Annotated in this window: 10 protein-coding genes and 1 riboswitch; of the genes, 2 read left to right on the top strand and 8 right to left on the bottom strand. The window is 31.6% G+C overall.

The window, feature by feature from the left end; translation table 11 throughout:
* Window positions 1-100 precede the first annotated feature (100 nt).
* The 5 genes from H131_RS11365 to H131_RS11345 form a co-directional block, all read right to left on the bottom strand.
* Window positions 101-2,284, bottom strand: a complete 2,184-nt coding sequence (locus H131_RS11365; RefSeq protein ID WP_036130155.1) for a hypothetical protein — start codon at window positions 2,282-2,284, stop codon at window positions 101-103.
* A 38-nt stretch (window positions 2,285-2,322) separates the two neighbouring features.
* Window positions 2,323-2,865: a hypothetical protein gene (locus H131_RS11360; RefSeq protein ID WP_036130153.1), complete on the bottom strand. Its 543-nt coding sequence runs from the start codon at window positions 2,863-2,865 to the stop codon at window positions 2,323-2,325.
* Window positions 2,866-3,213: 348 nt separating this feature from the next.
* Window positions 3,214-3,888 (bottom strand): hypothetical protein, encoded by a 675-nt coding sequence (locus tag H131_RS11355; protein WP_010859280.1) that lies wholly within the window; start codon window positions 3,886-3,888, stop codon window positions 3,214-3,216.
* 18 nt (window positions 3,889-3,906) lie between these two features.
* On the bottom strand, window positions 3,907-4,095 hold the full coding sequence (locus H131_RS11350; RefSeq protein WP_010859279.1) for a DUF5659 domain-containing protein: 189 nt from the start codon (window positions 4,093-4,095) through the stop codon (window positions 3,907-3,909).
* Between the two features lie 640 nt (window positions 4,096-4,735).
* The gene (locus tag H131_RS11345) at window positions 4,736-5,659 is read right to left on the bottom strand and encodes a hypothetical protein (RefSeq protein WP_010859278.1); all 924 of its coding nucleotides are present in this window, start codon (window positions 5,657-5,659) and stop codon (window positions 4,736-4,738) included.
* Window positions 5,660-5,986: 327 nt separating this feature from the next.
* Here H131_RS11345 and H131_RS11340 point away from each other — a divergent pair, with 327 nt between their 5' ends.
* Window positions 5,987-6,343 (top strand): helix-turn-helix domain-containing protein, encoded by a 357-nt coding sequence (locus H131_RS11340; protein WP_010859277.1) that lies wholly within the window; start codon window positions 5,987-5,989, stop codon window positions 6,341-6,343.
* Window positions 6,344-6,652: 309 nt separating this feature from the next.
* Window positions 6,653-6,800, bottom strand: a riboswitch (cobalamin riboswitch).
* Window positions 6,801-6,910: 110 nt separating this feature from the next.
* Here the strand turns inward: H131_RS11340 and H131_RS11335 are convergent.
* From H131_RS11335 to H131_RS11325, 3 genes are all read right to left on the bottom strand, one after another.
* Complete coding sequence (locus H131_RS11335; protein WP_010859276.1) at window positions 6,911-7,993, bottom strand: hypothetical protein; 1,083 nt, start codon at window positions 7,991-7,993, stop codon at window positions 6,911-6,913.
* Between the two features lie 38 nt (window positions 7,994-8,031).
* On the bottom strand, window positions 8,032-8,700 hold the full coding sequence (locus H131_RS11330) for a hypothetical protein (protein ID WP_155242414.1): 669 nt from the start codon (window positions 8,698-8,700) through the stop codon (window positions 8,032-8,034).
* Between the two features lie 899 nt (window positions 8,701-9,599).
* Window positions 9,600-10,592 (bottom strand): tyrosine-type recombinase/integrase, encoded by a 993-nt coding sequence (locus H131_RS11325; RefSeq protein ID WP_010859274.1) that lies wholly within the window; start codon window positions 10,590-10,592, stop codon window positions 9,600-9,602.
* Between the two features lie 252 nt (window positions 10,593-10,844).
* Here H131_RS11325 and H131_RS11320 point away from each other — a divergent pair, with 252 nt between their 5' ends.
* On the top strand, window positions 10,845-12,449 hold the full coding sequence (locus H131_RS11320; RefSeq protein ID WP_010859273.1) for an ABC-F family ATP-binding cassette domain-containing protein: 1,605 nt from the start codon (window positions 10,845-10,847) through the stop codon (window positions 12,447-12,449).
* The last annotated feature ends 260 nt before the right edge of the window (window positions 12,450-12,709 follow it).

The raw sequence follows: 12,709 nt of genomic DNA, 5'->3' as shown, positions 1-12,709 counted from the left end.
GTAACAGTCCTAAAAAGGAGGAATTTATTAAAGAGGAATGAAAGAAATGTGTTATCTCTTCCATATAGATAAACTATTTAACAGCCCACAAACCTAGTATTCATGCGGTTTTCAAGCTATTTTCAATACTACTTCCGTTAAAATTTTCACAAAAAACATTTACAAATGTGTCAGTATGTGTTTCCGCAATTAATTTTAACAATCTAGTATGTTTTGTATCTAGTTTAACTCTTGATTTTTCATCAAAAATATTAAGCAATAAGGCGTACACTGTATCTTCCTTCATTTTCAATTTAATTATTTTAGTTTTCATTTTTCGCATAAAGTCATTTATTGCATTCGTTTTCTTTTCTTTAGGTAATGACTTGGTATGTATTTTTTTGAAATATGTATTTAACTCATTGCCAATCTTAATCAATTCATCAAGCTGATTTCGATTAGCTTTATCTTTATCATATGTATTAAGTAAATCAGTCAATTCAATAGTCTTTGTTTCGGTTGCCCTTTTAGATTCTTCTTTCAAGATTGACTGTAAAAAATCCATAGGACATTTATATTGCTCATAGACGACTTTATCCTTCTTGCTCTCAACCATTTCAAAAAATAACGGCTTTACTGTATGATCCTTCTCTTTGCATATCCATGTAGTTGTTTTATTATTAGTTCTGACATATTTTTTAATTTTACCTCTAATAGATGCAATTTCACCTTTGATATTGACTACAAATGACTTTTTAGCCATATCAATTACAAGAGTTGATATACAAGTTACTAAATCAACTAAGTGCATTACATCTTTTGCGTCATCGTACTTGTTATTATTCACCAAATGATAATGTACGCTCATACATAACTGACCAAGATTAACGATCTCACCGATCAATTTACCACTAACTCCTATATTGTCATCAGCTAGTGCCATGTCATCGTCATTTAATGAGTATGTTGTTTTACTGTCCTCTTCGACATCATCCACACAAAGAGTGTAGTTTTCTTTTGCGTATGTAGCTAGTTTAAATAGTGTTTTATCATTACTTGTATGTACAAAGTCGCTATCGTAATCACAGCCTGATAAACGTGTCATTATATCATGCTTAATACTATTTACCACTAAAATATTTTTCGTTACATTTATGTATTTCTTAATTTTTTCATTGTATGTATTTTTCGCTAAAAGCATATTAGACGGGCTAGTTGTTGGATTGCGATGAAGTACTATTTCTTCGCTAAATTCAAATTGTGTCGTATACACTTGATTGCAAGATAATGTAATAGGCTCTATTTTAGTCAACTTACCAATGGCAGCGTATAACATCTCTATCGGATTACTACACAACACTAAATTATCAGCGCGCACTCTAATATTTCCACGTTTTAATTTATTGATGTAGCGATTTACTATTGACGATCTAAAATCTTTAAAAAACTTTGTATACACTATGTTTTGATTTCGATTATATAAGTCAATGTATAATTGATTTACATTTTGCTCACTTTTTGTCATTTCTAGATGCTGGATAAATGTCATGACATCATTTTTTAATTTTTCTATGTAATTTAACTCAAATTGTGATAATTGCTTAATATCACCATAACTAGCACCACTTGCATTTAACATCTGATAACTCATCCGCTGTACCATGAAACCATTTTCATCTACACCTGCATGTGAAGCTGATTCATGCTTACATACCCCAAAAACATTATTCTCATTTCCAACTATCGCTTTCCAGAATCCCCACATTGCTTTTTGATTTTCAAAATCAGTATTTTTATTCATTTTGTATGCGAATTTCATGAATTTGAGACTATTAGGTGTGCATATCATATCTACATTTTTAGCAAACATAGGTTCACCAAACATATTTGTAATTTCCCAATCATCATATTCAATTTCATCTGGTGTATTATCTTTAAGGAAATCTTGAATATTAGTATTAAACGCTGCTGATTTAAAGAAGTGTTGTCGTAACAACGCAAAACCTTTATCGGCTACCCCGTGTTCTGCAAAGACACTATTATCAAGAAGACTCTCCCCATCAAAAATGTCATTGGTAATATCATAATTTTCTTTATTATTTAGAGTTAATTTGTCCTTTCCTTTTTCTTTAGTTGCCTGAATCAGTTTAACATCCTGTTTAAATGTTGACTTTACATCTTTAATGACTAAAATATTTTCCGGATTAATTTGCAAAGTATTAATGATGCTAGAACCAACTAAGCTCTCATATGCACGTAACGATATTAAGTCTACTTTTTCATCTTTAATAAATGATAATTGCATACGAGACCACTTTATCATTTCATTGTATAACGTCTCTTTTATGAATAAACATTCAGCCTTACGACTTTTACTACTTGAACGTTGAAACTGTAAGTATTTGATTGGTTTACCCTTATCATTAGTAATTGTAAAGCCTTCCTCATACAATAATTTCCGTAATTCATTTTTAGTTTTAACTTCCATACATCTTTATCTTTATCAGCTTTTATCTTATCTATATACTCTTGTAACGATTCTAGTTTATTTAATGCATTATTTTTGGCTTTATCAGTTTTCACCTCATCTAACTTAGATAAATTTCTATTGTAAATACTAGATAGATATTCAATTGTATTATCTGCATTAGCTTCTGCATTGTAATTGAATGAAACATTGATAATATCATCAGTTATGTACTTTGTTTTACTTTCATTTTCCTTCACTTTAAATCCTTTTAAATTTTGCAATTTGATGCTCATTAATGAATATGGCAACATTCCCAAATACTCATTCTTTAAATGAGCCCCTCTGAATTCATGATTGTAAATTTTAGAAGCTTCAACTGATTGAATGTAAATTCCTCGATTATTATTTTTCGCCATATTATTAAATTCCCTCTTCCTTTTTTATTGATTTAATTGATATCAAAATAACATCAAAATCACCTTATTTTTTTATCACTTTTACCTAACTCCTTTTTTCACTACCTCTGATTCCTTTTTCTGCAACCTCTGATTCCTTTTTTCACTACCTTACCTTGCATAAAAAGGAGTGTAACAAGAAGTAAATATAATTAAGATAATTAAGATACAGTATTTCATCTGCGCAATGTTCATTGCTCATCTGATTCAAATTTTCTTCTTCTCTCTTCTTCTACTAAATTATGTACGACTACTTCTATCTTCTTCTATTATTATATGTAGACTATTAAATATAAATTATGTATTTATCTAACTAATTATCTTATCCCATAGTACGGAATAGTGATTATTCCATTTCTCGAATCCGTATTCACCTTGTTCAGCTTTGTGCTTATCTATCTTTAACATTTTATTTTTAACCAATAGGTTATTGTATTTAATGATAGCGTTATGACTTATTCCAGTGTCATCCTTGATTGTTTCAAAACAAGGGAAAGCGAATAGTCTCAATATCTGCTTACGATTAATAAAGGATTCGTAATAATATAAAAGTCTTAGACCGCAAGGCTTTATTATATTAACCTTGTCGAGTAACTCAATTGGTAGTTGCGTAAAAGGCTCTGTAGCAACCTCTAATAGTGTAATGATTAGTGGACTATGTATAGGCATCTTTAAAATCTCTTCTTCTATTAATCCTTGACTATGTAGATTCTGAAACGCTGCTAATAATGGTCGATTATCCTTCATTCCTAGTTTGTGACGCACCCTTTTGTGATCTAGCTGTAATTTACTGTCACGTTTCTTGAAGGACTCGCGCTTTAAATAGATATAAAGTGCAAATGCATTTACAGTGATATCCCTATTTTTGATGACGCTGTTGGGTATTTGTATTACGATTCGATATTTCTTTCTTGGTTGCTCTGGTAACATCTCTATACTATTAAATATCTCTTCAAAATAATTGTTATTTACTTGTTCGCTCATATAATGTACTCTCCTATTTTAGTTTGAATTTTTCAATTGCTGAATTTGTGTCATCGCCTTGTTTAATCTATCTGTTCGTTCAAAGCTGTACACTTTTTTATTTGCATCCTCAAACGAATCAAACGTATAAAATTTTTGACCAGTCAAGTATGACAATGCACAAGCTAAATTTTTATTAAAAATCGTATAGTACTTAGTTTCTTGCATCTGCGTTCTCCTTTCTTTTACCTTTTAAAGGGATGTATAGGTAAAATAATGTGTATTATATTACCGAAATCTATTTACACTCGTTCTCCCTTCATGTTATAATTTTCTAAATAGCAACCTTACACATATTAATCTACCACCATTCTAAATATAGGTAGAACAAAATCAACACATTTACAATTAGTTTGTAAGTGTTTATTTGCGTTTCGTTAATTTTCTATGTATTTATTAATATTATAATGTAAAAGTTCGAGAAGTGACAGTCGAGCCTTAAAACTTTTTTAGTATCCCCTCTAACACTAAATGCAAATTTTTATTAGCTGATCTTAAACTCATCCAAAAATAATAGTAACTTTTGCAAGTAGCTAGTCGAAGTCAAAATTTGCGTAAATTAGTAAATAATATTATTATCAATAGGGAAGGGGAATAAATCCCCTCCGACTACTTGCGACTTTTCTTCTTTGGCTTTTGGTAGGGCTTAGAAGAAGGTCGTTTTATCTAACATAGTTTCAGTTATGTGAGAAGGTTATAAGCGTCTAGTGACCCCAAATCACATAACAACTCACTTATGACTTTCTCAAACTCTTGTTTGTTTTCTATTTCCAAATAACCTGAGTAACATTGTTCGACATCTCTTAGTTTATCGTCCATATTCTTGTGCAACCTCTTCAACTATAGTGTCATAGATTTTAATGACTTCTAGTTTTGTTGTGATAAAATTTTCATCATCTATAAATATGAAATCATCTATTTTTATATTTTCTTGATTGAAAATTTGTTCAAATAAGTCGCTTACATGATCAGGACTATAACCATATACATTGAAATTAAAAGCAAAATAGAATTCTGCTACCCCCTCTCCTATCACGTTAAAGGATATAGGGAGTAATTTATAATCTATCTTTTTTAAACCTTCGATAGTCAGTTTAAATCCCTCAAATTTGTAAATATCATCATTTGATAAATCATCCGATTTATACGGAACAATCCACTCTCCAAAGCATTCTGGTACTTCTTCTGGAATAATGCCCTCTATTAATTTAGGTATATCACCCTTCACAAATACTTTTAGTGACGCAAGTTGCTCATATTTCTTAGGCATTTCATCATATATCGTGATCTCTTTAATTAGATAACTATCATCGAACTGATATGATAAGACTTCACAATCAAAATCCATTCTTGATGTATCCGCATCGATTAATATAAAGTTGTTGATTACTATATCCCCTTCTAGTGTTCTTCTCATCTTTTTGACAGCTTCTTCAGCGCTATTTGCAAACACGTCAAATGCAAGCAGAACATCAATTACAGTGTTATAATAATTCTTTTTTCGCACTGTGTAAGAAGCCTCTTTGACCTCAACTAATGTTTTTTCTCCACTTAGCTGCACCATTACCCTATTAAATTTATCTCCATATTTTAAATACGCATTACGATTTAATAATTTATTTCCTTTATATTCGGTAAAATCGGATACCACTAAAATCTGTGTAGATACCAAAACACTGTACTTTTTTGTCCCTCTATAATTCGGGTGTAAAACGCTATATAGGCTGCTCATATAATCTCTCCTCTTTGTGTTTAAGTTTAATCATATTTAAATATAAGTTAATCAATTAGCTTTTTAGATAATATTCATTTACACAAATTATCTTATATGATATTATTTATGCATAGCTAAATAAGACTTTAAAAAAGCCTGTGAAATCTACACTTTACCCGTTCCCCAACGAAATAAATGTGTTTGTAGGTTGTCTTTTTTATACTCTTTTTTTAGTAATAACTTTGCTTATGAACACAGTATATTATCAAATAAACTAATTGTCAAACTATATCATTAACTTATTTGATATTTTTTCTATAAACACTAGAAAGGTTGATATGACGAATGAGTTTGGTTGAAAGAATAAAAACACTCTGTAAAGAAAAAAAGATAACAATTGCTGAGTTAGAGAGAAAAAATGGGATTTCCAATGGTCAAATTAGAAAATGGGACACCTCTACTCCTGGCATTGATAAACTAATTACTATAGCAAATTATTTTGATACATCTATTGATTACCTGTTAGGACGTAGTGATCAGAAAAATTATTTTGTTCCTAAACCTAACGACAAGAGTGATGCTGACAAAAAGCTACATGAAATAATAAACGAGTTAGACGAGGCAGAGAAGGAATTATTGATAGCCTCTGTAGAAAACACCATACTATTAGCTAAACAATTAGCAAATAAAAAGTTTAACTGATATTAGAGGATTAGCACATAGCTAGTCCTTTTTATACTATTTAAATCTAAGTTGAATAAAAATAAAAAAAGCGCAAACCAATCAAATGGCTGCGCTCTAAGATCATTTGTTTAACTCAATTATTTTTAATACTATGTTTACTAAACCAAAAATCAATAAACATATAAAAGTAGCAATAGAAAGAAAAATGTTTAGCATTTCCATTTTAATCACCTCTTTACCAAGAATTATTGAATAGCTCCTCAGTAAAGTGGCTTGAAATGCTGTTTAAAAATACGCATGAACTAGCAAACACTTTACTCCGAAGAGTAATAATAATTGTGTTTGGCTGGTCTCCTGGCTTGCTTTATCAGCATTCACAGTTGCGTAAACAGCGTCGGCTTTAAGAATAAGATTAATCTACTCCGACTTCCCAATTTAAACTACAAAATGTAGTACCTATTGTTAATATTATCTATTCAATTACTATAATAGTAATTTATTGAATAATGAATGTCAAATTATCCATAGTAGTAGATACTAGTTGCAAAAAGAAACTGTTTTAATTTGATTGTTGTTAAAAAATATTTAAGTACTACTATTAATTATACAAGATATTTTTTCAAGGTCGCTCATACTTTTATATGATTGGATGTTGATAGTATCTGAGATACTTCTTCTAATCTCATAAGTGTATTTAAATATAACTTTTAATAATTTATCTGGGTACTCATTATCTTTTTGAATTTGTTGCTGAAGGTAATCATAAAAATTAATTCCCATATTATTATAATGAAGCATATTTCTTAATGTTTTCATCTCTTCTCCAAATGTATTTTCATATTCATCAAGCAAATAGTCCAAACTATTCAAATTGAGATCAATCCAATATTCTTGGAGTTCAGCTCTGTCCCTCATATCCAATAGATTCCTCATTGTTTCAAATAACTTAATGGAGGTTAAACGTAATAGAATGTATTTATCTAAATTAAATTTAGGTGATTGATAATCCAGATGATTTTCTAGCCAAGTACAGGTAGTTAGTTCATTTTGAATAAGAAGAAGTCTTGTAAAAAGTACATTATAAATTATATCTTCGGTGTAAAACCTTTTATCCCAAACATCTTTAAGTACATACTCTTTCTCATTAATATTTTTAAATGGTTTAGAGTCTAAATGTATCGGTTGATTTATCAAAGCTAAAATTACTTGTATCAATGAAGCAATAGTAGTGTCAAGGTTTGTGTGATCGTTACTATCATATTCATTAAACAAAGTATTTAAATAATGTGTATTAGCGAAAACAAAAGTTGGGAATAAAGTACTACTAGCCAATGTATTATTATCTATATAGAATCCCAAGTTATCAATATCATCTCCAAAAATACTTTTATGTCCATCAAGGAGCTTATTGAAAATTTCCCTATTTTGAAAACCTTGATTTGTCTTTACCTTATTTCTAATTTCTTCAATTACTTCTATTTGGGGCAAATCAGAAAGTATAACACTGTCTTTTTTTAATACTTTGTTAGTTTCATAAAGAGCTATACAAATATCACGAAAGATAGAGAATACTGGTCCAGAGCTAAAATTTAGAGAATTACTTCCTTCTAATATTAGTTTTTTTAATCCATGTAAATCATAATTTATAGTTTTTAAATAGTCCTTCAATTCTTTTTCCTCCAAATAACTCTTTATTTCAGTGAACTTTACTCATTAATTTTATATATCTCGTATGTACTTTTAGATTCCGATATTCGTTTAATTACTCTGAATACTCTATCTTCAGTTGAAAGTACAGCTATTGAATCAGTCAAAAAGTACTCTAATCTTAGATCTTCTGTAATCTCATACTTTTCTAACAAGTTGATTAAATTATCATTTTCTTCTTTAAAGATGTAATCAATAGATTTAGTATCTGGTTTTAACGAATATATTAATAAAAATGAAATCCCTATCATTGTTATTAAATAATCTGTTAGGCTAGTAAATACCGTTTCTACACCAGCAATATACCCATAAGCAAGCATTGTTAGAGAAAAAAGCAAGAAAGCTAATGTCATATAAATTTTTGTTTTAACATTCACTTTATAAATAAAAGAAAGTTTACCTAAGAGGATTTTTACCCAATGTAACCATCTAATGTTAACACTTTTTATAAAGATAAACTCTAAAAAAGATACTAAATAGCGAAGTATTATGCCTACAGTAGAAACAAGGAAAGCAATACTAAATATCGAAATAAATTCTGGGAAAATTATTGCTTCATATGCTAATAAGAATGCTAATGCACAATATACAGGAATAATAATCAGAAATATACTTATATTTTTTTTAAATTTGATCATTGCAAACTTATCTCTTTGTAATAATCTCATATCAAATGAATCGTAAGATAGAGATGTATAAAACGATATGAATACACTGCGAAGACTAATACCGCCAAATATCAAAGTCAATATTGGTATTAAGGTGTCCATCTTTTCGATTATTTCTTTTATCAACAATATCCCAACTTTCAACTATAAAGTAGTTCAATAAATCTACTCCTATTATACTACAAGAAATATTTTCTATTAAAAGAAATATTATGAAATATTAAAGATTTTTTATTGACAAGCTTGTTTACCGTCCCCATCATGAAGCCGAGATAAGGAAAACGGCTTGGTGCTGATTTCGGTTGCCTACGTTAGCGACTCAAAAAAGAATCAACTAACATAGACAGCCGATTCCATGAATCCTCAATCAAGGTATCCGTATTGTATGCCCCTGTTTAATCGTGATCCTTTCGAATCAATACACGTAGTTTCTACTTCTGCCCTCGAAACGTCTTGTAATCCCCCTACACACCTCTGCATGTATCGTAAATGCTTATCCTACTGTTATGAGGAACTCAGCAACAATTACAATGTATCGTGTATTCTGCATGACCGTAATCATTCAGACCTTCCACTCCTGACCGATTATGTGCGTCAACCACATTCAGACACTAGCACAAACAAGGGAATGCCGTATTGTGTCCTAGTCGCTTTTGTGCATCGGTACGACAAACCTGACCAGTTTAATTTCAATTGGTGTTATTGACAACCACCAAAGAGCTGCTATCATCTAAAAAAGACAATAGGAAACTAGACCTTTGCATTTTCACTTTTTTTCAAGTAAAATGAAGGCTATATTCGCTCATATTTAGTTGTATTGGTGTACTGCTAATTGAGTGTTGAGAGTCGGCTACCGCAAATAGGTAACTCTCTTTTTCTTTTTTATTGTTGTTAATTCATCATAAATACTTACGTAAAGTATCAGCCACTTCATCTACATCCATTTCGATATAACGCTGTGTGACTTCATACGAACTATGACCAAGTGCCTTCGATATAATTGCTAAAGGTACTTTTTTACGTACAAGATTAGTTGCATATAACCTACGTATTTTGTGCGGTGATATTGAAAGCCCATATTTTTTTGAGTAAGCGTTTATACGCTTTGATATAGCATTATTATGGGAATAGTCATTCAAAGTTGGCTTTCCACTCTTCGTAATGAAAACATAATCATTTTTCTCTTTATAACGTTTCCTAACCTCATGATTTTGCTTAATTAAGCGTTCTAGCAACATTAATAATTCATCTTCTAAAGGAATCTTCAAAACTTGCCCATTCTTCATTATATCGCCAGATAAAACCAACATTTTTTCATTAAAATCGATATGTTCCTCTTTTAGGCTTGTTAAAGTGTGAATACGTATGCCAGTCCTATATAGTAGAAGTAAAACTGTTACGTCACGCCAACCAAGCCATGTGGTAGTGTCGATCACCGATAGTAATATTTCTAACTCTCTTTCGTCTGCTGCTTTTTTTACTTTTTTATCAACTTTAATTTTAACGTCCTTCCAAAATTTATTACCTTGAATCCAACCGTTATCATAAAATCTCGTTAATATAGCTGATACAAATCTAAATCTATTAGCTTGAGTTGTCTTGTCTAAATGACTGAGTGATTCTAACCACTCCATAAACCCTTCTTTATTAATATCATCCACCGTTTCAATATTTAAAAACTCTACAAATTTTTGCATCGTCTGGTTATAAGTCAACAAAGTCTTATGTCTTAGTCCTTGTAATTGCATTTGTCGGTTTACTGTTTCAAGTACTTGACCTATTGGGATTGAATCGGGTTTACGTTTGGTGGTATTATCTCCGGATTGTTTAGGTTGTAAGCTAGGCTTAAAAACAACATCATCCATTCTCAATTCTTTTACTTTTCTAGACATTTAGCATCTTCCTTTCAATGAAATATTAAAAGGTAATAAATTAGGGATAAATCAATTTCATTTACTTACCTGTTCTTTTCCCTAGAAACGATTAAAAACCTTACTTTTTTTCCCAACTCGATTATCCCCACGCTCCTATTCAACCAAATACCTGAAACCCCATGACTATAAACCTTGATTTAATAATGTTTATAGACTATGGAACATATTTCATGATATACTAGAGCCATTGTGAAAAAAGGAGGAACTTGCATGATTCAAGTAAGTAATGTAGGTCTTCGCTATGGCGATCGTAAACTATTTGAAGACGTAAATATAAAATTCACACCAGGGAATTGCTACGGTTTAATCGGAGCAAACGGAGCTGGTAAATCAACATTCCTAAAAATTCTTTCTGGTGAAATTGAAGCGCAAGAAGGAAATGTCTCAATGGGTAAGGACGAACGCTTATCAGTCCTTAAACAAAACCACTTCGAATACGATGAATTCAATGTATTAGATACCGTGGTTATGGGCAACAAACGTCTTTGGGAAGTAAAAGCTGAAAAAGACGCAATCTATGCAAAAGAAGAATTTTCTGATGAAGATGGTATGCGTGCTGCTGAATTAGAGGGTGAATTCGCTGACCTCAATGGTTGGGAAGCTGAATCAGAAGCAGCAACATTATTAAATGGCTTAGGAATTGGCGACGAGCTACATTATATGCTAATGACTGACCTAGAAGGTTCTGACAAAGTCAAAGTCTTATTAGCACAAGCGCTATTTGGTAAACCAGATGTTCTATTACTGGATGAGCCTACCAACCACCTTGACTTAAAAGCAATCCAATGGTTAGAAGAATTCCTAATTAACTTTGAAAATACGGTAATTGTTGTATCCCATGACCGTCACTTCTTAAACAAGGTATGTACACATATTGCTGACCTTGATTTCTCTAAAATCCAATTATACGTTGGGAACTATGACTTCTGGTATGAGTCTAGCCAATTAGCACAAAAAATGATGGCAGACCAAAACAAGAAGAAAGAAGAAAAGATTAAAGAATTACAAGCATTCGTTGCGCGTTTCTCTGCGAACGCTTCGAAATCAAGCCAAGCTACTTCTCGTAAGAAAATGCTTGATAAAATCGAGCTTGATGACATTAAACCATCTAGCCGTAAATATCCATTCATCAACTTCCAAACGGGTCGTGAAATCGGTAATGATGTGTTAACGGTTGAAGGTCTTACAGCAAGTAATGAAGGCGAAACATTACTGAATGATATTCGCTTCTCGATGAACAAAGATGATAAAATCATTTTACTTGGTAACCCAATGGCAAAAACAGCGCTTCTTGATATTCTAATGGAAGAAAGACAAGCAGATGCTGGTACATTCAAATGGGGTGTGACAACATCTCAAAGCTACTTTGAGAACGATCACGATAAATACTTCGAGGGTTCAGAGAAATCATTAGTAGAATGGCTACGCCAATATTCACCTGATGATGAAACAGAAAGCTTCTTACGCGGCTTCTTAGGTCGTATGCTATTCTCTGGTGAAGAAGTGAAAAAATCTCCTTCTGTATTATCAGGGGGCGAAAAAGTACGTTGTATGCTTTCTAAAATGATGCTTGCCACTGCAAACGTTATTTTACTAGATGAGCCTACGAACCATCTTGACCTTGAGTCAATCCAAGCACTTAATGAAGGCTTAATCCGCTTCAAAGGTGCGATGATCTTCACATCTCATGACCACCAGTTCATCCAAACAATTGCGAACCGCGTCATCGAAATCCGTGAAGACGGCACAATTCTAGATAAATTATTAACGTATGATGAATTCCTTGAATGGAAAGATAGCCAAGGTTTAAGCTAAGCTGTTTTCCATTCAACCAGTGAATTTTCTACTTTCATATCGGTTACGTTCATTCTCCCCCACTTGTTTGGGGGAGTTTTTTATTTACCCAAAATTCTTACCTGAGATAACGCCTTATCAAGTGCCAATTGCCTGTCATTTAAAATGACAAATGGAAGATAAATGGTGCTGTCATGACTTATTTACGAGGCAAATGCTATGTATTCCGTTAGACGTACACTAGTTGATTGGAGCGCAGCGACGAAGAGACTGATGCCATG

It is taken from the genome of Lysinibacillus sphaericus OT4b.31 (assembly GCF_000392615.1).
GTDB classification, from domain to species: Bacteria; Bacillota; Bacilli; order Bacillales_A; family Planococcaceae; genus Lysinibacillus; species Lysinibacillus sphaericus_B.
This window is presented reverse-complemented; position numbering and strand designations above follow the sequence as displayed.